This is a genomic window from Azospirillum brasilense, from assembly GCF_007827815.1.
Lineage (GTDB): Bacteria > Pseudomonadota > Alphaproteobacteria > Azospirillales > Azospirillaceae > Azospirillum > Azospirillum brasilense_C.
Map to the genome: position 1 here is coordinate 29,613 of NZ_VITH01000024.1, position 21,964 is coordinate 51,576.

At 70.7% G+C, this 21,964-nt stretch carries 21 protein-coding genes; 12 read left to right on the forward strand and 9 right to left on the reverse strand.

The annotated features are described in order from the left end of the window. Positions 1–12: 12 nt before the first annotated feature. The 7 genes from FBZ83_RS29920 to flgF all read right to left on the reverse strand — a co-directional run bounded on the left by FBZ83_RS29920 (position 13) and on the right by flgF (position 4,350). Positions 13–306 (reverse strand): chaperone NapD, encoded by a 294-nt coding sequence (locus tag FBZ83_RS29920; protein WP_035682956.1) that lies wholly within the window; start codon positions 304–306, stop codon positions 13–15. A 7-nt stretch (positions 307–313) separates the two neighbouring features. Then, the gene (locus FBZ83_RS29925) at positions 314–490 is read right to left on the reverse strand and encodes a periplasmic nitrate reductase, NapE protein (RefSeq protein WP_035682958.1); all 177 of its coding nucleotides are present in this window, start codon (positions 488–490) and stop codon (positions 314–316) included. Positions 491–701: 211 nt separating this feature from the next. Next, on the reverse strand, positions 702–1,196 hold the full coding sequence (locus FBZ83_RS29930; protein WP_145690507.1) for a hypothetical protein: 495 nt from the start codon (positions 1,194–1,196) through the stop codon (positions 702–704). A 19-nt stretch (positions 1,197–1,215) separates the two neighbouring features. Continuing rightward, positions 1,216–1,962: a flagellar basal body L-ring protein FlgH gene (gene flgH / locus FBZ83_RS29935; RefSeq protein ID WP_145690509.1), complete on the reverse strand. Its 747-nt coding sequence runs from the start codon at positions 1,960–1,962 to the stop codon at positions 1,216–1,218. A gap of 130 nt (positions 1,963–2,092) precedes the next feature. Next, positions 2,093–2,812, reverse strand: coding sequence for a flagellar basal body P-ring formation chaperone FlgA (gene flgA, locus FBZ83_RS29940; protein ID WP_247888542.1), 720 nt, complete (start codon positions 2,810–2,812; stop codon positions 2,093–2,095). A gap of 5 nt (positions 2,813–2,817) precedes the next feature. After that, a complete protein-coding gene (gene flgG, locus FBZ83_RS29945) occupies positions 2,818–3,603 on the reverse strand; it encodes a flagellar basal-body rod protein FlgG (RefSeq protein ID WP_137142720.1) in 786 nt (261 codons plus the stop codon). A gap of 18 nt (positions 3,604–3,621) precedes the next feature. After that, positions 3,622–4,350 carry a flagellar basal-body rod protein FlgF gene (gene flgF, locus FBZ83_RS29950; protein WP_145690513.1) on the reverse strand — a complete coding sequence of 243 codons (729 nt, stop codon included), beginning with the start codon at positions 4,348–4,350 and terminating at the stop codon, positions 3,622–3,624. Between the two features lie 143 nt (positions 4,351–4,493). Between flgF and FBZ83_RS29955 the strand changes: the two genes are divergently transcribed. The 3 genes from FBZ83_RS29955 to FBZ83_RS29965 all read left to right on the forward strand — a co-directional run bounded on the left by FBZ83_RS29955 (position 4,494) and on the right by FBZ83_RS29965 (position 8,820). Beyond that, positions 4,494–6,902: a hypothetical protein gene (locus FBZ83_RS29955; RefSeq protein WP_247888543.1), complete on the forward strand. Its 2,409-nt coding sequence runs from the start codon at positions 4,494–4,496 to the stop codon at positions 6,900–6,902. A 70-nt stretch (positions 6,903–6,972) separates the two neighbouring features. Continuing rightward, complete coding sequence (gene motA, locus FBZ83_RS29960; RefSeq protein ID WP_109070357.1) at positions 6,973–7,860, forward strand: flagellar motor stator protein MotA; 888 nt, start codon at positions 6,973–6,975, stop codon at positions 7,858–7,860. Between the two features lie 9 nt (positions 7,861–7,869). Beyond that, positions 7,870–8,820: a flagellar motor protein MotB gene (locus tag FBZ83_RS29965; protein WP_145690515.1), complete on the forward strand. Its 951-nt coding sequence runs from the start codon at positions 7,870–7,872 to the stop codon at positions 8,818–8,820. 5 nt (positions 8,821–8,825) lie between these two features. Here the strand turns inward: FBZ83_RS29965 and FBZ83_RS29970 are convergent, their stop codons facing one another. Both FBZ83_RS29970 and FBZ83_RS29975 read right to left on the reverse strand, forming a co-directional pair. After that, positions 8,826–10,034, reverse strand: coding sequence for an arabinose transporter (locus FBZ83_RS29970; RefSeq protein WP_145690517.1), 1,209 nt, complete (start codon positions 10,032–10,034; stop codon positions 8,826–8,828). Between the two features lie 290 nt (positions 10,035–10,324). Then, on the reverse strand, positions 10,325–11,401 hold the full coding sequence (locus FBZ83_RS29975) for a LacI family DNA-binding transcriptional regulator (RefSeq protein WP_211111671.1): 1,077 nt from the start codon (positions 11,399–11,401) through the stop codon (positions 10,325–10,327). Positions 11,402–11,719: 318 nt separating this feature from the next. Here FBZ83_RS29975 and FBZ83_RS29980 point away from each other — a divergent pair, with 318 nt between their 5' ends. From FBZ83_RS29980 to FBZ83_RS30020, 9 genes are all read left to right on the forward strand, one after another. Next, the gene (locus FBZ83_RS29980; protein WP_145690519.1) at positions 11,720–12,484 is read left to right on the forward strand and encodes an SDR family oxidoreductase; all 765 of its coding nucleotides are present in this window, start codon (positions 11,720–11,722) and stop codon (positions 12,482–12,484) included. 67 nt (positions 12,485–12,551) lie between these two features. Further along, complete coding sequence (locus FBZ83_RS29985; protein ID WP_145690521.1) at positions 12,552–13,805, forward strand: CaiB/BaiF CoA transferase family protein; 1,254 nt, start codon at positions 12,552–12,554, stop codon at positions 13,803–13,805. Further along, complete coding sequence (locus FBZ83_RS29990) at positions 13,787–14,938, forward strand: extracellular solute-binding protein (protein WP_145690523.1); 1,152 nt, start codon at positions 13,787–13,789, stop codon at positions 14,936–14,938. The genes FBZ83_RS29985 and FBZ83_RS29990 overlap by 19 nt, the downstream gene beginning before the upstream one ends. A gap of 10 nt (positions 14,939–14,948) precedes the next feature. Continuing rightward, positions 14,949–15,746, forward strand: coding sequence for an enoyl-CoA hydratase/isomerase family protein (locus tag FBZ83_RS29995; protein ID WP_145690525.1), 798 nt, complete (start codon positions 14,949–14,951; stop codon positions 15,744–15,746). A gap of 31 nt (positions 15,747–15,777) precedes the next feature. Next, on the forward strand, positions 15,778–16,962 hold the full coding sequence (locus FBZ83_RS30000) for a fumarylacetoacetate hydrolase family protein (RefSeq protein WP_145690527.1): 1,185 nt from the start codon (positions 15,778–15,780) through the stop codon (positions 16,960–16,962). 46 nt (positions 16,963–17,008) lie between these two features. Continuing rightward, positions 17,009–18,589 carry an aldehyde dehydrogenase (NADP(+)) gene (locus FBZ83_RS30005; protein WP_145690529.1) on the forward strand — a complete coding sequence of 527 codons (1,581 nt, stop codon included), beginning with the start codon at positions 17,009–17,011 and terminating at the stop codon, positions 18,587–18,589. Positions 18,590–18,689: 100 nt separating this feature from the next. Then, the gene (locus FBZ83_RS30010; RefSeq protein WP_051658308.1) at positions 18,690–19,955 is read left to right on the forward strand and encodes an ABC transporter substrate-binding protein; all 1,266 of its coding nucleotides are present in this window, start codon (positions 18,690–18,692) and stop codon (positions 19,953–19,955) included. 229 nt (positions 19,956–20,184) lie between these two features. Beyond that, on the forward strand, positions 20,185–21,123 hold the full coding sequence (locus FBZ83_RS30015; RefSeq protein ID WP_145690531.1) for a carbohydrate ABC transporter permease: 939 nt from the start codon (positions 20,185–20,187) through the stop codon (positions 21,121–21,123). Between the two features lie 4 nt (positions 21,124–21,127). Continuing rightward, positions 21,128–21,949, forward strand: coding sequence for a carbohydrate ABC transporter permease (locus FBZ83_RS30020; RefSeq protein WP_035677626.1), 822 nt, complete (start codon positions 21,128–21,130; stop codon positions 21,947–21,949). The last annotated feature ends 15 nt before the right edge of the window (positions 21,950–21,964 follow it).

Below are 21,964 nucleotides of genomic sequence, written 5' to 3' on the forward strand. Positions count from 1 at the left end.
CTTGGACGGACGTCAATGGGCGTGGGGGACGAGGGCGGTGTCGGCGGGCATCGGCTCCGCGCAGCGCTCGGCGTCCTCGTAGTGGTGGTAGACCAGCGTGGTGGTGTGGACGCCCGCCATGGCGTTGATGTCGGCGATGCGGTCCAGAACCTCGGCCTCCGTCGCGGTTTCCAGCGTGACGATGGCCTTGCCGTTCTCCGACGCGTGCCAGTCGGCGCCGTCGAGCGCCAGGACCACCTCCTTCAGGGCGGCGGTGCGGTCGGGCGCGTGCTGGATGACGAGGCTGGAAATGTGCAGTTCGGGCATGGCCGCCTCACATACCGCCGGAGTGGGACAGGATCTGGTACATCCAGACGGAGAAGCCGTAGGCCCCGACCATGCCGATCGCCAGGAACGGCCATATCAGGATGGAGAGGGCGAAGAAAACGAACCCCTCGAAGCGGCGGGTCGGGGCGGCGGTGTCGGCGGTGCGGGCGGGCGGCGCGGTCATGGCGGTCCCATGGATTGATCGAACGGTATCGCCGCGGAGCTTCATCCTTTCGCATCATGAGTGGCTTGACCGAGGTCAAGTGCCGGCACCGACTCAGTCCCTAAGTACCGGTACTTTCGTTGCTTTGGACGTTTTGCCGCACGCCAACGCAAAACTCCTCCCCCGCCATGTGCGGGGAAGGGGTTGAGGAAGCGAACCGGGATTGAGCAGGTTACAGCCGGGTGTTTTCCTGGCGCATCAGCCGGTCGATCAGCACGCCGCGCACGAGGTCGGGGCCGAGCTGTTCGGCGGCGGCCTGCTTCAGGGATTTGGCGACGGCGGCGGGATCGACCGATGGGCCGTCGAAGGCGCCCGCCCCCGCCATGCCGAACAGGGCCTGGAGCAGGGCGTTGCGCGCGTGGGGCAGATGGCGGCGCAGCAGGTTGGACTGCTCGACGCTGCCGGTCTGCAAGGTGATCTGGGTCAGAATGAAGGCGTTGGTGCGGCCCTCCACCAGCACCGGCACCATCAGCTGACCGACCTCCACGTAGAAAGGGCCGGGACCGTCGGTGGGCAGGTCCGGCCCCGCGCCGGCCGCCTGCTCCGCAGCCTTCTCCTCGGCGCCGAGCGTCAGCTGCAGGCGTCCGATGCCGTAGCCCACCGCCGCCGCCAGCGCGGCGCACAGCACGAAGACGGAATAACGGCTGGGTCCGGGACGGTCCGCCATGATCGCGTTTCCCCGCCGCTCAGAAGGGCATGATGATGTCGAAGACCTGCTGGCCATAGCGCGGCTGCTGGACGTCGGTGATCTGGCCGCGCCCGCCGTAGGTGATCCGCGCCTCGGCGATCTTGTCGTAGTCGATGGTGTTCACGTTGGTGATGTCCTCGGGCCGGATGACCCCGGCGATGCGCATCTCGCGCAGTTCGTAGTTCACCCGCACCTCCTGCCGGCCGGCGATCACGAAGTTGCCGTTGGGCAGCACCTCGGTCACCACCGCCGCGGCGCGCATGGCGATGCGCTCGTTGCGCTGGATCGTCCCGGTGCCGGAGGAGGAGGAGGAACTGTCCATGTCGACGAGGCTGGACGGATTCACCGCGTCGGGCAGCACGGCGGGCAGCCGCGATTCCAGCCCGAAGAAGTTCGGCACGCCCGCCGATTCGGCGCTGGAGCGCTGGCGCTGCGTCTGGTTCTGCAGCTGCGCCTGATCGGCGATGTTGATGATGACGGTCAGCAGATCGCCCACCTGCTTGGCCCGCGGGTCACGGAAGAAGTCGCGCGACCCGGTGCGCCACAGCGAACTCGGCACCTGCTCGTTGGTGTTGGGGCGCGGCATCGGCATGGAAATGACGCGCGCCTCCGGCGCCATGGCGGGATTGGAGATTTCCGACAGGCGCGGCGCCTGCCCCACCTCGGCCAGCCGCCCGCAACCGGCGAGCGCCACCGTCAGGGCGAGGAAGGGAAGCAGGGTGCGGCGGTGCGGCAGGGTGCGCATGGGTGGTGTCCTTGATTGGAGCCTTGACGGGCGCAGAGGCGAGCCCCCTCCCCAGCCCTCCCCCTCTGCGAGGGAGAGGGTGCCTTCTGCGAAGCGGGGTCCGTCCCCTCCACCTCGCAGAGGGGGAGGGTTAGGGAGGGGGCTGGCTTTCCAAAGCCGGCGCGCTGGCGACGGTGACGGTCTGCGGCCCGGTGATGGTGCCGGTGACGACGATGTTGCTGGCGATGTTCATCACCCGCACCAGTTCCCCCACCCCGCCATCCTGCAAAGCACGGCCACGCGCCATCAGCTGCAGCGGCCCGTCCTCGTAGACGAGGCTGACCGGCTTGTTGCGCTGGACCACCAGCGGGGCGCCGACCGCCGAGGTCTGGATCAGCCGCCCTGCGGAGAGCTGGCGGCGGCTGGCCAGCCCGGCCAGAGCGTCGCGGGAGGTGACGACGGCGCCGTTCAGCCGCTCCAGCGGCATCGGGATGGTGGTCAGGTCGCTGTCGGCGATCACCTCGCCGGGCAGGATGCGGCGCGTCGGCACCGGCACCTCCACCATGATGTCGGCCTTGGCCTTCACCTCGACGATTCGTCCGTTGCTGCTCACCAGCGCGCGGACCAGCCCGCCGCGCGGGTCGTAGGACAGATCGCGCACCGCCTCCACCGGACCGGAGAAGGGCACGGTCAGCACCAGCGAGACCCGCGCGTCCGGCGGCACCGCCGGGCCGAGCGAAGCCGCCAGCTCCTGCGCCAGCAGCGCCTCCACGGCGCCCTCACCGTCGGAGAGATAGGCCGCTTGGGCGGGCGCACCGAGCAGATGCAGGGCGACCGCGAGTCCGGCCAGATGACGAACGGAACGCCGCATGGCGGTCACCGCATGTTCGACAGGGTGGAGGCCATCTGGTCGCCGGCCTCGACCACCTTCGCGTTCATCTCATAGGCGCGCTGGGCGGAGATGAGTTCGGTGATCTCCTGGACGACGTTGACGTTGGAGGATTCCAGATACTTCTGCCGGATGGTGCCGAAGCCCGCCTGCCCGCCGGTGCCGTCCTGCGGCTCGCCCGAGGCGGGAGTGGCGCGGTAGAGGTTGTCGCCCATCGCCTCCAGCCCGGATTCATTGACGAACACGGTCATCACGAGCTGGCCGAGCACGCGCGGGCGGGTCTGACCGTCGACGAAGGCCTGCACCTCGCCGGAGCTGTTCACGGCGATCTCCCGCGTGCCCTGCGGCACGGTGACCTCCGGCAGCACCGGATGGCCGTCGCTGGTCACAATGGTGCCCTCCGGCGACAGCTTGAAGCCGCCGGCGCGGGTGTAGGCGGTCTCGCCCGCCGGCATGCGGATGTTGAAGTAGCCGCGACCCTCGATGGCGAGGTCCAGCTCGTTCCCGGTGGAGGTCAGGTTGCCGGTCGTGTTGATGCGGTTGACCGCCCCCGGACGCACGCCGAGGCCGACCTCGATGCCGGTCGGGATGATGGTGCCGGCGTCGGTGGACTGGCTGCCCTGGCGCCGCTCCGACTGGTACATCAGGTCCTGGAACTCGGCGCGCCCGCGCTTGAAGGCGGTGGTGTTGATGTTGGCGATGTTGTTGGAGATGACCTCGACGTTCAACTGCTGGGCCATCATGCCGGTCGAAGCGATGCTGAGCACGCGCATGGACGCAATCTCCTGGTTTTAAGCGGATTTGCCGAGGCGGTTGATGGCGGAGCGCAGCAGGTCCTGCCCGTCGTCCATCATGCGGGTGACCGACTGGTAGTCGCGCGTCAGCTCCATCATCCGCGACATCTCGGCGATGGACTGGACGTTGGACTGCTCGACCTTGCCCTGGATGATCCGGGTGTCGGGGGCCGGCAGCGGCTGGGCGTCCACGGCGTCGAACAGCACGTCGCCGGTCTGGGCGAGCGCCTGCGGGCTCTCGAAGCGGACGACGCGCAGCCGGGCGATCATCTCGTTGTCGGCGGAGACCAGCCCGTCGGTGCCGATCTCCATCCGGCTGCGGTCGGCCGGGATGACGATGGGCTGCTGGTTGTCGTCCAGATAGGGGAAGCCGCCGGCGTTCACGAGCTGCCCGTCCACGTCGCGCCGCATCCGCCCGTCGCGGGTGTAGCGCGGGCCATCGGGCGCCTGCACCTGGAGCCAGCCGTCGCCATCCAGCGCCACGTCGTAGGGGTTGTCGGTCGGCTTCAGGCTGCCGGCGGTGAAGTCGGTGTAGGTGGCGCGGTCGATGGTGAAGGCGATCTTGTCGGACGGCTTCATGCCGCCGCGCTCCATCGCCGCTTCGAACAGCATGCGCTCGCCGCGGAATCCCGCAGTGTTCATATTGGCGATGTTGTTCGCCACGACATCGAGCTGCCGGCGCAACGCCACTTGCCGCGACAATCCAATGTAAAGGGGATTCTCCATCGCCGGACACCTTCGGTTTGAACGCCGCCTTAACCTAGGTGATGCAGTTTAAAGCCGGGTTTCAACCTGGGGCGCCGCGACGGGAACTGACCGGTGTCTTGGGGGATTTGATTCCGATTTAGATAAAATTTGGGGCAGTCGCAATGCATCCCTGCCGGACCCTGTCCATCTCCCTGGCCCTGCTGTCGGCCACCACCGCCCTGACGGCGCCTCCCGCCGCGGCGGAGGCACCGGCAACGATCACCGTGCAGACGGGCGACCACGCCGACTTCTCGCGCTTGGCTCTGGTCAACGCGCAGGGCGCCCCGGCGGTCGATGTGGGAAGCTGCGGCGGGCGCGTTGCCTTCTCGCAGGCGGTCCCCTGGCCGCTGGAGGCGCTGAACGGCACCTATTCGCGGCGTCTGACCGGCTTCCAGACGGCTGAGGACGGACGCAGCCTGACCATGGACTGGCCCTGCGGCGCCCGCGTCACCGTGCGCCGGGAGCGGCGGATCACCTTCATCGACGTCACCGACCCGCCGCGGCCGGCGCGCAAGCCGGGTGCTCCCGTGCCGGCATCCGAAGGCATCCTGCTGGCCGAGGCGCCCGGCGCGTCGGTGTTCCCGGTGATCGCGCCGCCGCCGGCCCCTGAACCGGCGCCGGCCCTAGCGGCGCCCATCAGCCTCGCCGAACGGCTGAGCCCGGTCGCCAGCGCCCAGGCGCAGCCGATCGTCCCGGCGCAGCCAGCCGTACAAGCTCCGCCCGTGGCACAGGCACCGCCACCGGTTCAGCCACAACCGGTTGCCAAGGCTCCGCCACCGCCGAAGCCGGAACCCGCCCGGACGGTGGCCGCCGTGCCGCCGTCGGCCATGCCGCCGACCGCGGCCCCTGCCCCCGCCGTCCAGGCCGACCCGCCGATCCGCGCCTTCGACCTGGACGCCTGGGCCGGCGACGACTACCCCGCGCGCAAACAGCACCTGGAGCAGCGCATCGCCGAGAGCCAGGACCGCGCGCGGGTGGACGCGCTGCTCGCCATGGCCCGCTTCTCGCTGGCCCGCGCCCTGCCGGAGGAGGGCCGCGCCGCGCTGGACGCCGCGGAGAGCCTGACGCCGGGGCCGGACCAGCGCTACGAGCTGCGCCTGCTGCGCGACGCCTTCCGCGCGCTGGACGGCACCGCCGATCCCGACGACAGCCAGTTCGTCCGCGCCCAGCCCACCCCCGCCGCCGCCGACCATCACGTCTGGCGCAGCGCCACCCTGGCCCCCAGCCGCTGGGCCGCGGCGAAATCGAGCCTGCCCATCGCGCTGAAGCGGCTGCTGTCCTACCCCGCCGAGCTGCGCGGCCGCCTGCTGACCCTGCTCGCCGAATCGGCGGGCGAGGCGGCGGATGGCCCGTCGCTGAACCTGATCGTCCTGGAAATGATCACGCTGGACGGCATCGGCTCCACCGACGGGCGGCTCGACTTCTTCCGCGGGCGTCTGGCGGAGCTGCACAATGAGACCACCGAAGCGCTGACCCATTACAAGCGCGCCGCCGCCCTGCCCAACCTCTACGGCCACCGCGCCCAGGTCCGCTCCATCGAGCTGCGGCTGGCCAGCGGTTCTCTGGACGATCCCGGCGCCATCGCGGAGCTGGAAAGCCTGCGCTACGCTTGGCGCGGCGGCGATGTCGAGACGGACGCGCTGGCCGCGCTGGGCGCCGCCTACACCCGCGCCGGGCGGATCGACGCGGCGCTCGACATCTTCGGCCTGCTGGGCCGCCGCTTCGGCGCGACGGCGCGGGGTCGCGTGGCGCTGACCACCGGGCGCGGGCTTCTCGACGCGGTGATCGGCCATCTGGAGACGACCCCGGGCAGCGCGCTCGACGCGTTGTCCCTCCAGGTGCGCTACGGCCGCACGGTGGCGCTGACCGACGACGACGCCGGAACGCAGCAGCGCCGACTCGCCCGGCTGCTGGCCCGCGGCGGCTTCACGCTGGAGGCCGCGCGCCTGCTCCACACCGTCGCCGAGGCCACGCGCGGCACCGAACGCGCGGCGGTCGGTCTGGAGCTGGCCCGCGTGCTGCTGGACGCCGGGCGCGGGTCGGAGGCGCTGGCCGTGCTGGACCACACCGCCGGCCCCGCGCCGGACGCCGCCGCCGCTGAGCGCCGCGCCCTGCTGCGCGCCGAGGCCTTCGCCGCCGAGGGCGAGGCGATGCGCGCCTTCGACGCGCTGCGCGGCCTGACCGGTCCCGACGCGGCGCGCATCCGGGCGGACAGCCTGTTCCGGGCCGGCGAGTGGCCGGCGGCCCGCGCCGCCTATGCCGAGCTGTTGGGCGGACCGGGCACGCCCCTGCCGGACGACATCGCCTTCCACGCGCTGGCCGCCTTCCGGGCGGGCGACGACGCAGCGGTCGCCGCCGCCGCGGAGCGCCACGGCAAGGCGCTGGCCGGGACCCGCTGGGCCGGCCTGCTCGACGCCCTGGCCGTCCCGCCCGACCCGCCGGGCAAGCCGCTGTCCAGCGCCACGGTCGGCGGCCAGCTCGCCGCCGCCGACGCGCTGGCCGGCATGGTGCGCCGGTGGAAGACGCCCTGAACGCTCCCGCCCCACACGACGGCTCCCTGAGCCCGATCCCTCTTTTCGGCCGAGCCGGAGGACACACATCATGCGTTTGCTGTTCGGAATCGTCGCGGTCTTCCTGAGCGTGCTCGGCGGCTTCGCCGCCATGGGCGGGCGGATGGGCGTGCTGTGGCAGCCCGTTGAGATCGTCATCATCGTCGGCGCCGGCATCGGCGGCTACGTCATCGCCAACTCCATGGCGGTGCTGCGCGCCACCGTGCGCACCATCGGCGCGGTGGCCCGCGGCCGGCACACCAGCAAGGACGAGTATCTCGACCTGATCTCCCTGCTCTACGCCCTGCTGCGGCAGGCCAAGTCCAAGGGCGTGTCGAACATCGAGAGCGACATCGACAAGCCGGACGACAGCCCGATCTTCGCCCAGTACCCCTCGGTCTTCCGCCAGCCGCGCTGCGTCACTTTCCTGTGCGACTACATGCGCCTGATCGCGCTCGGCCAGGACAACCCGCACGACCTGGAAGCCCTGATGAACGAGGAGATCGAGACCATCGGGCGCGAGTTGAACCAAGTGCCGAAGGCGCTGCAGAATCTGGCCGACGCGCTGCCGGCGCTCGGCATCGTCGCCGCCGTGCTGGGTGTCATCAACGCCATGAGCGCGATCAGCGAGCCGCCGGAGGTGCTGGGCCACATGATCGGCGGGGCGCTGACCGGCACCTTCCTGGGCGTGCTGCTGTCCTACGGTCTGGTCGGTCCGATCGCCGCCGCCGCCCGCCATCGCCGCGAGGCGGAGCTGACGCTGTTCATCTGCGTGCGCGCCGCGCTCGGCGCCTATCTGCGTGGCAGCCCCCCGCAGGTCTGCGCGGAGTTCGCCCGCAAGGTGCTGTTCGCCGACACGCAGCCGAGCCTCGCCGAGGTCGAGGTCGCCACCACCCTCTCCTCGCAGGCGAAGGCCCGCGAGGCGAGCCAGCCCGCCTGAGGCCCCGCCATGGCCCGCAAGCGCATCGAACCGACGATCATCATCAAGCGCCGCTACGGCGAGGAGGAGGAGGAGCACAACAGCGCCTGGAAGCTGGCCTACGCCGACTTCGTGACGGCGATGATGACCTTCTTCCTGATCATGTGGCTGATGAACATCACCACGGTGGAGCAGCGCAAGGGCATCGCCGACTACTTCAACCCGGTGGCCCTGTCGCAATCCAACTCGGGCGCCGACGGCATGCTCGCCGGGCGGGCGGTGGACAAGACGGGATCGCTGTCCACGCCCAACGCGCCGGGGGAGCACAGCGTGCCGGTGGCAGCACCGCCCGTCGTCGCCTCGCTGGGCGAGAGCGACCGCGAGCCCGCCGGGCGCAAGGACCCCATGCCCAACCCGCCCGGCGGCCGGAGCCAGACGGACCGCGACGCGCGGGCGGAGCTCGAGGCCCTGCTCGACCGCCAGACCGCGGCGCTCACCGAGCAGCAGGGGCTTGAGAAGGCCGAGCGCGACCTGCGCGCGGCGCTGGAGACGATGCCGGAGCTGGGAGCGCTCGCCGGCAGCGTGGTCATCGAGCAGACGTCGGTCGGCCTGCGCGTGCAGCTCACCGATCAGGCGAAGGTGTCGATGTACAACGTCGGCTCCGCCCAGATGAACGAGCAGGGACGCCGGCTGATGCGGCTGGTCGCCGGCGCCGTCGCGTCGTCGCCCAACCGCCTCAGCATCACCGGCCACACCGACGCGCTGGGCTATGCGGACGGGGCGAAGTACGGCAACTGGGAACTGTCCAGCGACCGCGCCAACGCCGCCCGCCGCGAGCTGATCGCCGCCGGCGTGCCGGCCCGCCGGATCGTCCGGGTGGAGGGCCGCGCCGACCTCGACCATCTCGACGCCGCCAACCCGCTGGCCCCGCAGAACCGGCGGATCAGCATCACCCTCCTGAAGGCCGCGGCGGGGGAATAGGCCCCTCAGGTCGGGCTGGTCTTCACCACCAGCCGCGCGCGGAGCAGTTGGACGGTGGTCAGGAAGCCCAGCACGGCGGCGGCGCTTCCCAGCAGGAAGACGCCGCCGTAGCCGACCCGGTCGGCGAGCAGCCCGGCCAGGGGGCCGGTCAGGCCGTAGGCGACGTCCTGGAACGCCGCGAAGGCGCCGAGCGCGGTGCCGCGGAGTTGCGGCTCGACGAGATGGACGACCTCCCGCCCCATGGCGGGAAAGACCAGCGAGCAGCCGAGCCCGGTCAGAAAGGCGCCGGCCAGCGCCGTGACGGGATCGCCCGCGCTCCACAACAGCGCCTGCCCGACCGCCTCGACCGCCAGCGACCCCATCGCCACGCGCAGACCGCCGAAGCGGTCGGGCAGATGACCGAGCGCGAAGCGGACGAGCACGAAGCCGAGCCCGAAGGCGGTCAGGCCGAGCCCGGCGTGGGGCCAGCCCTCGCGGACGAAGTGCAGCGAGAAGAAGGCGCCGATGGCGGCGAAGCCGATGCCCTGGAGGCTGACGACGGCGCCCTGCCGCCAGATCCGCCCCAGCACGCTGCGGAAGGGTGGGCGCTCGGCGTCGGGATGGGCCGGGGTCCCCTCCATGCGCCGGATCGCCAGAAGCCCGACGGCGGGCAGCAGCGCGCTGACCGCCATGACACCGGAGAAACCGAAGCGGTCGAGCAGCGCCAGCCCCAGCGGTCCGCCCGCCGCGAAGGCGCCGTAGAGCGCCGCCCCGATCAGCGCCAGCACACGGCCCGAGCGCTGCGGACCGACGATGCCGATCCCCCAGGCGACCACCCCGACCCCGACGAGGCTTTCGCCGACACCGATGAGCAGGCGGCCCGCCACCAGCACCGAAAAGGCCGACCATGGCGAGAACGACAGAGGACCGGCGGCCATCGAGACCAGCCCGCCGGCCACATAGAAGGCCAGCCCCCGCCCGACCGCCCTCTTCGCGCCCTGGCGGTCGGAAAAGGCTCCGGCGAAGCCGCGGCTGAGGATGGTGGCGAGGAAGGCGCTTCCCACGCCCAGCCCGGCCCAGACATTGCCCATCCCGAGATCCCCGGCCACGAACAGCGGCACGACGGGAAGGGACAGGGCGACACAGAGATAGGAGACGAAGAGGACGGCGGTGAGGACGATCAGGCGGCCTTGCGCCGCATCACGCGCCGGCGCCGGCCTTTGCTGGGGACCCATGGTGTGCTCCACACTGGTCCCCGCCGATGGCCGTCCGTCCGAACACGCGAACGCACTCCGATCGGCGAGGATCGTTGAGTGCGTTGGTTGACGTTGAACGCTTACGGCCAGCGTGGCTGGCGATGCGGGACAGGGTACCGATCCCGCGGAGAAATGCAACAGCCCGCGTCATGAAACCGGCACCGAACACCCGTCGCGGTTTTGTGCGTTGTTGGTGCCATGAGCTGGGATACACAGAATCTCTGCCAATGACCGGACGAAACTCCGGTCTCGGATCAACCCCGGCAGGCTCAGGCGCTGCCCCGCACCAGCAGTTCGAATCCCACATCCTGGGTGCGGTTCTCGACCTCGCTCCCCTGCATCCGCCGCAGCAGGAGGTTGGCGGACTCCGTGCCGATCCTGCGGCTGGCGATGGCGATGGTGGTCAGGCCCGGCGTCAGTTGCCCGGCGATGTCGTAATTGCCGAACCCGGTGATCGCCAGATCCTTCGGCACCGAGATCCCCAGGCCGCTGCAGGCCAGCAGGGCGCCGGAGGCCAGCACGTCGCTGACGAACACCACGGCGTCGGTGTCGGGATGCTGCTCCCGCACCAGCTTCAGCAGCTCCACGCCGGTCGCCATCACCATCGGCCCACTGGTGACCGTGACGACGCGCGGCGTCACGCCCGGGAAATGACGCTCATGGGCGTCCTGGAAACCCTTCAGACGCTCCTTGGCGCGGTGGTCGCCCGGCTTCATGACGCCCGTGAAGGCCAGCCGGCGGTAGCCGCGCCCCACCAGATGATCGACCACGCTCATCAGGGCGGCGTGGTTGGAGAAGCCGACCAGCATGTCGACGGGGCGGTTCGTCCAGCTCCAGCTTTCCACCACCGGCACCCCGGTGCGCTTCAGCAGGGCCGTGGTCTCCTGGGTGTGGCGGGTGCCGATGATGAAGAAGCCGTCGGGGCGCCGCCCGCTGAAGCTGCGGACCAGCGACTCCTCGCGCGCCGCCATGTAGTCGGTGTGGCCGAGGAAGACCTGATAGCCCTCCGGCAGCAGGACGTCGGTCAGGCCCTGGATGGTTTCCGCGAAGATCGAGGCGGAGATGGTCGGGATGATCGCCGCCACCGTCATGCTGCGGTTGGAGGCGAGGTGGCTCGCCGCCAAGTTCTGAACGTAGCGGGTTTCGCGAACCGCCTCCTCGATGCGGGCGAGCGTGTCCGGGCCGACGCTGCGCGGATCGCGGAGCGCGCGCGAAACCGTCTGCGTGGAGACGCCCGCGGCCTGCGCCACATCGGCCATCGTCACCGCGCGGGTCGCGGAGCGCCGCCGTGACTCCGCCTTCCTGAGCGAAAGCTGTCCTTCGTCCGACACCTGGGATGACCTCATATCCTGCTTCCGCCGGCCCGCCTTCGGGCACCGACCGGCCGCCTTCTTGTGCATGGCCGCGCCGCCCGTTGCAAGCCGGGTGCGGCACCCTTTCCACAATCCATAGCGCATTTCATGTTAGCGGTCACGCGAACGCTAACGTTATCGCTCACCAAAGATGCTTGATTGCCCCAACCAATCATGTTACCGGTCACGTTAGCGGTCACTCGGAACGAACGCGGAGGTGGACGATCCGGGGGACGCTGGGAGGGACACCGCGACGGCCCGATGGCCGCACGGCGGGCAAGCAACAAAGACAAGCAACGAAGCAGGCAAGACATGAGCGTTCTTGCGGACAGCGTCGCCTGGATCACCGGCGGCGGCAGCGGAATCGGGGAGGCCAGCGCGCGGGCGCTGGCGCAGGGCGGCGCCACCGTCGTCCTGTCCGGACGGCGCGAAGACGCGCTCGACCGCGTGGCGGAGTCCATCCGCGCCGCCGGCGGCAGGGCCGAGACCGCGGTCCTCGACGTGGCCGACGAGGCGGCGGTGCGGCGCGTGGCGGCGGCGATCCTCGACCGCCACGGGCGAATCGACACGCTGGTCGCCAGCGCCGGGATGAACCTGCCCAACCGCAGCTTCCGCGACCTCGGGACGGAGGGCTGGCGGCGGCTGGTCGACGTCAACCTCAACGGCACCATGCACGCCATCCAGGCGGTGCTGCCCGCCATGCGGGAGCACCGGTCCGGCACCGTCATCATCGTGTCCTCCTGGGTCGGGCGGCACGCGCTCGTCCTCGGCGGCCCCGGCTACAACGCGACGAAGCAGGCGCTGGTGACGCTGAGCCACAGCCTGAACATGGAGGAATGGCGCAACGGCCTGCGCTCCTGCGTGGTCATGCCCGGCGAGGTGGCGACCGACCTGCTGGGCCAGCGCCCCTCCCCGCCCCCGGCGGAGGAGATGGCGCGCCTGCTCCAGCCCGAAGACCTGGGCCGCACCATCCGCTTCGTGGCCGAGATGCCGCCCCACGTCTGCGTCAACGAAATCCTCATCAGCCCCGTCTGGAACCGCGCCTTCTTCGCGCAAGCCCCGGCAACCAACGGCTGACCACCCATCCTTCCGCCCCATCCTTCCGCCATGGCCGGCGGACCCACGGCAACAAGATCCGGACATCATGGACAAGAAACGCAACATCCTCAGCGGTTACCGTGTGCTCGACTGCTCCATCGCCATGGCCGGCCCGCTGGCGGCGCAGCGCCTGGGCGACCTCGGCGCCGACGTGGTGAAGGTGGAGCCGGTGACCGGCGAGTGGCAGCGCCACACCGCGGCGGGCGGCATCACCGGCAACAAGGTGAACGTCTCCTTCCTGTCGCTGAACCGGAACAAGCGCTCGCTCGCCGTCGACCTGAAGAACACCGAGGGCAAGGCCCTGCTGATGGAGCTGGTCAAGACCGCCGACGTCTTCCTTCAGAACTACCGGCCGGGCGTCGCCAAGCGGCTGGGCGTGGACTATGAATCGCTCTCCGCGGTCAACCCGCGCCTGATCTACCTGTCGATCTCCGGCTATGGCGAGACCGGCCCCTACGTCCAGCGTCCGGGCCAGGACCTGCTGTTGCAGGGCATGTCCGGCGCCATGCTGTCGGCGGGCCGCGAGGGCGAGGCCCCGACCCCCGCCGGCCAGTATCTCGTGGACGCGATCACCGGCTACACCGCCTTCGAAGGCGTGCTGGCCGCCCTGCTCCACCGCGAGCGCACCGGCGAGGGCCAGCTCGTCCAGGTCAACATGCTGGACGCCATCACGACGATCCAGATGCAGGAGCTGTCGGTCTTCACGGTCGGCGGCAAGCCGCAGACCCGCTCCGCCGAGCCACACGCCCACGTCTACATCCGCGCCCCCTACGGCGCCTTCGCCACCAGCGACGGCTTCATCATCGTGGCTTTCCCGCCGCTGAAGCTGCTGGGCGAGCTGATCGGCGAGCCGTCGTTCCTCGACATGGAGGACGAGACCGACAGTTGGTCGCGCCGCGACGAGATCTTCGCCAAGACCCGCGACCGGCTGACCGCGAAGACCTCCGCGGAGTGGCTGGAGCTGTTCAACGCCGCCGGGGTCTGGGCCGGGCCGGTCTACGGCTACGCCGACCTCGTGAACGACCCGCAGATCAAGCACAACGGCACCTTCGTCGAGTACGACCACCCGACCGAGGGCCGCGTCAAGACGCCGGGCTTCCCGATCAAGTTCTCCAAGACCCCGTCCGAGGTCGAGCGCGGCGCCCCCCTGACCGGCGAGCACACCCGCGAGGTGCTGGAGGCCGCCGGCTTCACCGCCGAGGCCGTCGACCGTCTGCTGGCCGCCGGCGTCGTCGCCGCCACCGAGCCGGAGGCGGAGGCGGAGGAAGAGGAGGTTCGGGCATGCGCTACCGCGCGCTGACCTGGGACCACCCGCGCGGCTACAACGCCTTGGCGGCCGCCGCCGCCGGGCTGGACGAGGCGCGCGACGGGCTTGCGATCGATTGGGACAAGCAGCCGCTCGAAGGCTTCGAGGCCCATCCGATCGGCGACCTCTGCGCCCGCTACGACCTGATCGTCCTCGACCACCCCCATGTTGGGGAGGCCGTGGCGGAACGCGGCCTGATCCCGCTGGAGGACCTGTTCACCGCCGAGGACATCGCCGGCTGGCAGCGCGACAGCATCGGGCCGAGCCTCGCCAGCTACCGCTTCGCGGACCGGCATTGGGCGCTGCCGCTCGACGCGGCGACGCAGGTCACGGCCTGCCGCGCCGACCTTCTGGACGGGCCGGTCCCCGTCACCTGGGCGGATGTGGCGAGCCTGTCCGAACGGGCGCCGGTCGCCCTGTCGCTGGCCGGGCCGCACGCCTGCCTGACCTTCCTGTCCATGGCGGCGGCCTTCGGCGATCCGCCCGCGGTGGCCGATCCCGACCGGCTGGTCTCGACGGAGGTGGGGACGCAGGTGCTCGACCTCATGGCGACGCTGGCCGGGCGGATGCCGGCGGCGGTGCGCGGGCTGAACCCCATCGGGCTGCTCGGCCACATGGCCCGCACCGACGGCGTGGCGCTCTGCCCGCTGGTCTACGGCTACGTCAACTACGCGGCCCCCACCGCAGCGGGCGAGACGCCGGTCACCTTCGCCGACGCGCCGCGCGCCACGGCGGACGGGCGTCCCGGCTCGACGCTGGGCGGCACCGGCATCGGCGTCTCCGTGCGCTGCGAGGTGACGCCGGCCCTGCTCGACCATCTGCGCTGGCTGCTTGGCGCCGAGGCGCAGCGGAGCTTCATCCCGGCCCATGACGGCCAGCCGAGCCGCCGCGACGCCTGGGCGGACGCGGCGGTGAACGAACGCTGGGGCGGCTTCTACCGCAACACCGCCGCGACGCTGGAGGCCGCCTATGTCCGCCCGCGCCACGCCGGCTACATCGCTTTCCAGGCCGACGCCGCCGCGATGATCCGCGACGCGCTGGCCGACCGCACGCCGCACCCGGCGTTGCTCGACCGTCTGCAACACCGCTACGCCGCCAGCCGCCCTGTTGCTGGCGCCGAACGATAAGGCCCATCCCATGGACTCGCTCAACACCCCCGATCCGGCGCTTGGCGCGGTCACCGTCACGGTGGACGGCTTCGTCGCCACCATCACCCTCGACCGCCCGCAGAAGCTGAACGCGGTGACCCCGGAGATGGCCGCGGAGCTGGTCGCCGCCGTGGCCCGCTGCAACGCCGACGACGACATCCGCTGCGTCGTGCTGACCGGCGCCGGGCCTCGCGCCTTCTGCTGCGGCTCCGACATCCGCGAGCTGGACCGCTACGACACCGCCTGGAACTTCCGCAACCGCGAGGACTATTGCGACGCCATCCGGTCCTTGCGCAAGCCCAGCATCGCCGCGGTCAACGGCTACGCCTTCGGCGGCGGGCTGGAGACGGCGATGAGCTGCGACATCCGCATCGCGTCCGAGAACGCGCAGTTCGGCGCGCCGGAGATTAAGCTCGGCTGGATCGGCGGCGGCGGCGTGGCGGCCTTCCTCTCGCACTCCATCGGCACCTCCAACGCCGCGATGATGATCCTGACCGGCGACCCCATCCCGGCGGACAAGGCGCTGGCCTGGGGCCTCGTCAGCGAGGTGGTGCCCGCCGACCGTCTGCTCGCCCGCGCGCAGGAGATCGCCGCCATCGTCGCCAGCCGCGCCCCCATCGCGGCGGAGACGGCGAAGCTGAACCTGAAGGCCGCCCACACCATGCCGGTGGAAAAGGCCATCGAGTACGAGCGCGACCTGCAGACCATCTGCTTCGCCACCGCGGACGCCGCCGAGGGGCGCGCCGCCTTCAAGGAAAAGCGCAGCCCGGTCTTCCGGCGCAAGTAACCACCCGGCGCAAGCAAGAGGAGAGGAAACCATGAGCAAGCGACCCCTTCCCCTCGACCCCGCCGCCGCCCTGCCGGCGGACGAGGGCGCGCTGCTGGTCGGGCGCGCCTGGCGCCCCGGCGTCGGCCCCTCGGTCATCGCCGTGCGCGGCCGGGACGTCTTCGACATCACCAGCAGCGACGCGCCCACCGTGCGCGATCTGGTGGAGACCGGCGCCGCCGCAGCCATCGTCCGCGACTTGCCCGGTGAATGGATCGGCACCGCCGCCGCGATCCTCGCCAACTCCGACGAGGACCGGCGCGACCCGGAGCGGCCCTGGCTGCTGGCCCCCATCGACCTCCAGGCGGTGAAGGCGTCCGGCGTGACCTTCGTGGTCAGCCTGCTGGAGCGCGTCATCGAGGAGCAGGCGCGCGGCGCCCCGGAAAAGGCGCTGGCCATCCGCGCCGACATCGACGCGCTGATCGGGCGCGACCTGTCCAGCCTGAAGCCCGGCTCGCCGGAGGCCATGGAGGTCAAGAAGGCGCTGATCGCCCGCGGGGTGTGGTCGCAGTATCTGGAGGTCGGCATCGGCCCCGACGCCGAGATCTTCACCAAGGGCCAGCCGATGTCGGCGGTCGGCACCGGCGCCCATGTCGGCATCCCGCCCTATTCGGTGTGGAACAACCCGGAGCCGGAAATCGCCGTCCTGGCCTCCAGCCGCGGGGACATCGTCGGCGCCACGCTCGGCAACGACATGAACCTGCGCGATGTGGAGGGGCGCTCCGCCCTGCTGCTCGGCAAGGCCAAGGACAACAACGCCAGCGGCTCCATCGGCCCGTTCATCCGCCTGTTCGACGACCGCTTCACGCTCGACGGCGTGCGCAGCGCCGAGCTTGGGCTGGTGGTCGAGGGCAGCGACGGCTTCCGGCTGGAGGGCTCCAGCTCCATGTCGCAGATCAGCCGCGACCCGATGGAGCTGGTCGAGGCCACCATCGGCGAGAACCACCAGTATCCGGACGGCTTCGTCCTGCTGCTCGGCACCATGTTCGCGCCGGTCGAGGACCGCGACCGTCCGGGCGAGGGCTTCACCCACAAGCTGGACGACGTGGTGACCATCACCGCCCCGGCGCTGGGCAGCCTGACCAACCGGGTCCGCCATTGCGCCGACTGCGCGCCCTGGGACTTCGGCGCCGCAGCGCTGATGCGGAACCTCGCGGGCCGCGGCCTGCTCGGCTGATGCCGCCCCGAGACCAAGAGCAGCGCGAACAAGAAAGGACCCGCCCGTGACCCTCACCGGCATGATGCTGATCGGCGCCGAGAGCCACCGCGGCCGCAACGGCGAGATCCACGCCATCGACCCGTCCACCGAGGCGACGCTGGAGCCCGCCTTCGGCGGCGGCGGGACGGCGGAGGTGGACCGCGCCTGCCAACTCGCCTGGGACGCCTTCGACCGCTTCCGCGAGACCGCGCCGGAGGACCGCGCCGTCTTCCTGGAGGCGGTCGCCCGCAACATCCTCGAGCTCGGCGACGCGTTGATCGTCCGCGCCATGGCCGAAAGCGGCCTGCCGCGCGCCCGGCTGGAGGGAGAGCGTGGGCGCACCGTCGGCCAGCTCCGCCTGTTCGCCGCGGTGGTGCGGGAAGGAAGCTGGATCGGCGCCCGCATCGACCCGGCCCTGCCGGAGCGGGCGCCCCTGCCCCGCCCCGACCTGCGCCAGCGCCGCATCCCGCTCGGCCCGGTGGCGGTGTTCGGAGCCAGCAACTTCCCGCTGGCCTTCTCGGTGGCCGGGGGCGACACCGCCTCGGCCTTCGCCGCCGGCTGCCCGGTGGTGGTCAAGGCCCACTCCGCCCATCCCGGCACGTCGGAGCTGGTCGGCCGCGCCGTCCAGGCCGCCGTCGCCGAATGCGGGCTGCCGGAGGGCGTCTTCTCGCTGATCTTCGGTGCCGGCTCGTCGGTGGGCACGGCGCTGGTCGCCGACCCGCGCATCAAGGCGGTCGGCTTCACCGGATCGCGCCGCGGCGGCGTAGCGCTGATGGAGGTGGCGGCCAAGCGCCCGGAGCCGATCCCCGTCTACGCGGAGATGAGCAGCATCAACCCGGTCTTCCTGCTGCCGGCGGCGCTCGCCGCGCGGGCCGAGGCTCTGGGCCGGGGCTTCGTCGCCTCGCTGACCATGGGCGCCGGGCAGTTCTGCACCAACCCCGGTATCCTGCTAGCGGTGGACGGGCCGGACCTCGACCGCTTCGTGACATCCGCCGTGGAGGCGCTGGGCGGCAGCGCGGCGCCGACCATGCTGACGCCGGGCATCCACGCCGCCTTCGACGCCGGGGTGGCCGCCCTGGCCGGCAACGCCCTCGTGGCGACGCTGGCCCGCGGGCTGGACGGCGAAGGCCCCAACCGGTGCCGGGCGGCGCTGTTCGCCACGACCGCCGACGCCTTCCTCGACGATCCGGCCCTGCGCGAGGAGGTGTTCGGCGCCGCCTCGCTGCTCATTCGCTGCCCGGATCTGGAGTCTTTGCGCGCCGTGGCGGAGCGGCTGGACGGCCAGCTCACCGCGACCCTGCAGATGGACGCGGCCGACGCCGGAGCGGCGGCGGTCCTGCTGCCGACGCTGGAACGCAAGGCCGGCCGCATCCTGGCCAACGGCTGGCCGACGGGCGTCGAGGTCTGCCACGCCATGGTGCATGGCGGCCCCTTCCCGGCCACGTCGGACGGCCGCACCACCTCGGTCGGCACGGCGGCCATCGAGCGGTTCCTGCGGCCCGTCTGCTACCAGGACATCCCGGCCGACCTGTTGCCGCAAGCCCTGCGCGACGGCAACCCGCTGGGGCTGTGGCGCCGGGTTGACGGAGCGTTGGGCCGGCACTGAACCCCAATCACCGGCCCGCATACTCTGGTATGGTTCCGGGATTGCGGGCTAAACCAACCAAAAAAGACAGCAAACGAACAAATTCGGAGGAGGACGCAGCATGAAGCCGTTTCTGAGCGCAATCACGGGCATCACCCCCCTTCTGGCCGGCGGGCTGGCCGCCGCCTTGGCGCTGGGCACCGCGTCGGTCGCCCTGGCCCAATCGTCGGGCAAGACGGTGGTGACCTTCGCTGCGTCCCACTTCGCCGAGGTCGGCCGCGGCGACCGGCTGAAGGCCTGGGTGGAGAAGTTCAACCAGTCCCAGCCCGACATCGAGGTGAAGCCGGTCACCATCCCCTTCTCCTCCTTCGCCACCACCATCTTCACGCAGATGGGCGGCAACGGCGGCCCCGACGTCATCCGCTTCGACCTGCCGGAGTTCTACGCCGCGGTGGCCGCCAAGTCGGTCCTGCCGATCGACGACATCGTGAAGGACGGCGCCCACAATTTCACCGCCGCCGACCAGTACATGAAGGTCGAGGGCAAGCGCTACGGCTTCGCCTTCGACACCGCCAACTACGCGATGGTCTACAACGCCGCGCTGCTGCCCAACGGCACGCCGCCCAAGACCTTCGAGGAGTTCGTGAAGCTCGGCAAGGAGGCGACGAAGGACGGCAACTACGGCTTCGCCTTCCGCGCCACGATGGCCGAGCGCGGCGGCGTCTGGTACGACCTGACCAACTTCGTCTACGGCTTCGGCGGGCGCTGGTCCAAGCCGGACGGCACGCCGACCTTCAACAGCCCGGAGGTCGTGGCGGGTGTCGCCGCCTACAAGACCGTCTATGACGCCGGCATGATCCCCAAGGGCACCGACGCCGCCACCTACCGGCGGATGTTCTGGGAAGGCAAGGTCGCCATGGAGATCGACAACGGCGGCGTCGCCACCATCCTGACCTCGCAGGGCAAGGCGCACCCCATCGCCGCCGCCCCGTCGCCCTTCCCGCACAAGGAGCAGGGCATGATCCTGGCCCCGGTGACCATCAACGCCAACACCAAGGTGAAGGACGCCGCCGGCAAGTTCCTGCAATGGGCGCTCCAGCCCCAGCAGCAGCAGGAACTCCAGACCCTTCTGGGTGCCGCCAACGTCGCGACGACGGTGGAGCGCACGCCGGAGGAGCTTCAGGCCATGCCCTGGCTGAAGGTCTACGACGCGCAGACCCCGAACAGCGTGCCGGCCCTGCCGCAGGGGCTTGAGACCAAGGCGCCGGAGATCCAGCAGATCATCGTCCAGCAGCTCCTCAAGGTGCTCCAGGGCGGCGTCGCCCCGCAGACCGCCATGGACGAGGCGCAGCGCCTGATCACCGCCCGCGTGCTCGCCCAGAAGTAACGCCCGCACCGGCGGTGCTTCGGTACCGCCGGTCCAACTCCACGGTGATCGTGTTCGACGTTCTAACCCTCTCCCCTCCGGGGAGAGGGTGGCCCGAAGGGCCGGTGAGGGGGTTGCGCGTGTCGTTGCATTCGGCACAAGCGCACCCCCCTCACCCTAAACCCTCTCCCCAGAGGGGAGAGGGAACAACGAATGCGATCGCCGTGGTCCCAACTCCGGATACCGCATCATGATGAGCAGGACCGTGAGCCAGCCCAGGGCCGCCGCGCGGCGCGCGCCGATCGACCATGGCCGCTGGGTTCCCGCGCTCTTCGTCGCCCCGGTGGCGCTCTATCTCCTGGTCTTCCAGGGCTACCCGCTGGTGCAGGAATTCCTGCTCAGCGTCACCTCCACCTCGCTGCTCTCGCCCGGCCAGCAGACCTACGTCGGGCTGGACAATTACCGCGAACTCGTCTTCGACCCGGAGTTCCATCAGGTCCTGCGCGTCACCGCGGTCTACACGCTGGTCTGCGTGGTCGCCTCCATCGGGCTCGGCCTGCTGGCGGCGCTGCTGCTCGACGGCACCTTCCGGGGGCGCGGCATCGCCCGCGCGCTGGTCACCATTCCGTGGGCCGCCCCGCCGGTCGCCGCGGCGCTGATCTTCGTGTGGATGTTCAACGCTCAGTACGGCCTGTTCAGCCACCTCGCCCAGTTCTTCGGCTTCGCCGACGGCGGGGTGAACTGGCTGGACGAGCCGTCCTTCGCCCTGCCGGCCATCCTCATCACCACGATCTGGCAGATCTTCCCCTTCTCCTCCGTCGTCATCCTGGCCGCCCTCCAGGGCGTGCCGTCGGAACTGCGCGAGGCGGCGGTGATCGACGGGGCCGACCGGCTGAGCATCTTCCGCGCCGTCACTTGGCCGACCATCCGCCCGTCGGTGGCTCTGCTGACCCTGCTCATCACGGTGTGGTCGCTGCGCCGCTTCGACGTGATCTGGCTGATGACCCAGGGCGGCCCGCTGGGCGAAACCAACACGCTGGTCATCGACCTCTACCGCCGCGCCTTCGTCTATCTCGACCTCGGCCGGGCGGCGGCGGTCGGCATCATCGGGCTGGTCGTCGCGATCCTGGTGACGCTGGTCTATTTCTGGCTGTCGACGCGGGCGGAAAAGGCCGCCGGGAAACGGTGATCTCATGAAACACAATTCCACGGCCCGCACGCTCGCCGTCCTGGTCCTCCTCGGGGTGGCGGCCTTCCCGCTCTACTGGATGCTGGTAACCTCGCTCACCCCGTCGGAGCGGCTGTTCGACGACACGCCGAACCTGCTGCCGACGCTGTCGCAGATCGGCACCTACGCCGCCGCCTTCACCGAGACCTCGTTGCGTCAATGGCTGGTCAACAGCCTGATCGTCGCGGTCGGCACGACGGTGCTGAGCATCCTGCTGTCGGTGCTGCCGGCCTACGCGCTGTCGCGCCTGACTTTCAACGGCAAGCTGCTGCTCGGCTTCGCGCTGTTCATGACGCAGATGCTGCCGGAAGCGATGCTGGTGGTGCCGCTCTACGACATCTTCACCAAGCTGTCGCTGCTCAACACGCTGCTCGGCCTGATCCTGGCCAACACGGCCTTCACGGTGCCGGTGGTGACCTGGATCCTGAAGGGCGCCATCGACGGCGTGCCGTCGGAGATCGAGGAGGCCGCAAGGGTGGACGGCTGCTCCCGCCTCGGCATCGTGCTGGCGGTGGTGGTTCCGCTGATCGCGCCGACTCTGGCAGCGGCGGCGGTGATCGCCTTCTTCCACGGCTGGAACGAGTATGTCTTCGCCCAGACCTTCATCAGCGACGACGCCCTGCGCACCGCCTCGGTCGGCCTCGCCAGCTTCGTGGGCGAGCTGAGCACGCCGGTCCACACGGTCATGGCGGTCGGCTTCATCTACACGCTGCCGGCGGTCGTCTTCTACCTGTTCGTCCAACGCTACGTGGTCGCCGGCATGACGACCGGCGGCGTCAAGGGCTGACCGTGGGCCGATCCC

Bases quoted from the DNA above. Each gene is read 5' to 3' on its own strand.
- flgG (WP_137142720.1), bottom strand. From the start codon at position 3,603: ATGCGCGTGCTCAGCATCGCTTCGACCGGCATGATGGCCCAGCAGTTG.
- FBZ83_RS29965 (WP_145690515.1), top strand. From the start codon at position 7,870: ATGGCCCGCAAGCGCATCGAACCGACGATCATCATCAAGCGCCGCTAC.
- FBZ83_RS30020 (WP_035677626.1), top strand. From the start codon at position 21,128: ATGAAACACAATTCCACGGCCCGCACGCTCGCCGTCCTGGTCCTCCTC.
- motA (WP_109070357.1), top strand. From the start codon at position 6,973: ATGCGTTTGCTGTTCGGAATCGTCGCGGTCTTCCTGAGCGTGCTCGGC.
- FBZ83_RS29980 (WP_145690519.1), top strand. From the start codon at position 11,720: ATGAGCGTTCTTGCGGACAGCGTCGCCTGGATCACCGGCGGCGGCAGC.
- flgF (WP_145690513.1), bottom strand. From the start codon at position 4,350: ATGGAGAATCCCCTTTACATTGGATTGTCGCGGCAAGTGGCGTTGCGC.
- FBZ83_RS29930 (WP_145690507.1), bottom strand. From the start codon at position 1,196: ATGGCGGACCGTCCCGGACCCAGCCGTTATTCCGTCTTCGTGCTGTGC.
- FBZ83_RS30000 (WP_145690527.1), top strand. From the start codon at position 15,778: ATGAGCAAGCGACCCCTTCCCCTCGACCCCGCCGCCGCCCTGCCGGCG.
- FBZ83_RS29975 (WP_211111671.1), bottom strand. From the start codon at position 11,401: ATGAGGTCATCCCAGGTGTCGGACGAAGGACAGCTTTCGCTCAGGAAG.
- FBZ83_RS30015 (WP_145690531.1), top strand. From the start codon at position 20,185: ATGATGAGCAGGACCGTGAGCCAGCCCAGGGCCGCCGCGCGGCGCGCG.
- FBZ83_RS29995 (WP_145690525.1), top strand. From the start codon at position 14,949: ATGGACTCGCTCAACACCCCCGATCCGGCGCTTGGCGCGGTCACCGTC.
- FBZ83_RS29925 (WP_035682958.1), bottom strand. From the start codon at position 490: ATGACCGCGCCGCCCGCCCGCACCGCCGACACCGCCGCCCCGACCCGC.
- FBZ83_RS29990 (WP_145690523.1), top strand. From the start codon at position 13,787: ATGCGCTACCGCGCGCTGACCTGGGACCACCCGCGCGGCTACAACGCC.
- flgH (WP_145690509.1), bottom strand. From the start codon at position 1,962: ATGCGCACCCTGCCGCACCGCCGCACCCTGCTTCCCTTCCTCGCCCTG.
- FBZ83_RS29970 (WP_145690517.1), bottom strand. From the start codon at position 10,034: ATGGGTCCCCAGCAAAGGCCGGCGCCGGCGCGTGATGCGGCGCAAGGC.
- FBZ83_RS29955 (WP_247888543.1), top strand. From the start codon at position 4,494: ATGCATCCCTGCCGGACCCTGTCCATCTCCCTGGCCCTGCTGTCGGCC.
- FBZ83_RS29985 (WP_145690521.1), top strand. From the start codon at position 12,552: ATGGACAAGAAACGCAACATCCTCAGCGGTTACCGTGTGCTCGACTGC.
- flgA (WP_247888542.1), bottom strand. From the start codon at position 2,812: ATGCGGCGTTCCGTTCGTCATCTGGCCGGACTCGCGGTCGCCCTGCAT.
- FBZ83_RS30010 (WP_051658308.1), top strand. From the start codon at position 18,690: ATGAAGCCGTTTCTGAGCGCAATCACGGGCATCACCCCCCTTCTGGCC.
- FBZ83_RS29920 (WP_035682956.1), bottom strand. From the start codon at position 306: ATGCCCGAACTGCACATTTCCAGCCTCGTCATCCAGCACGCGCCCGAC.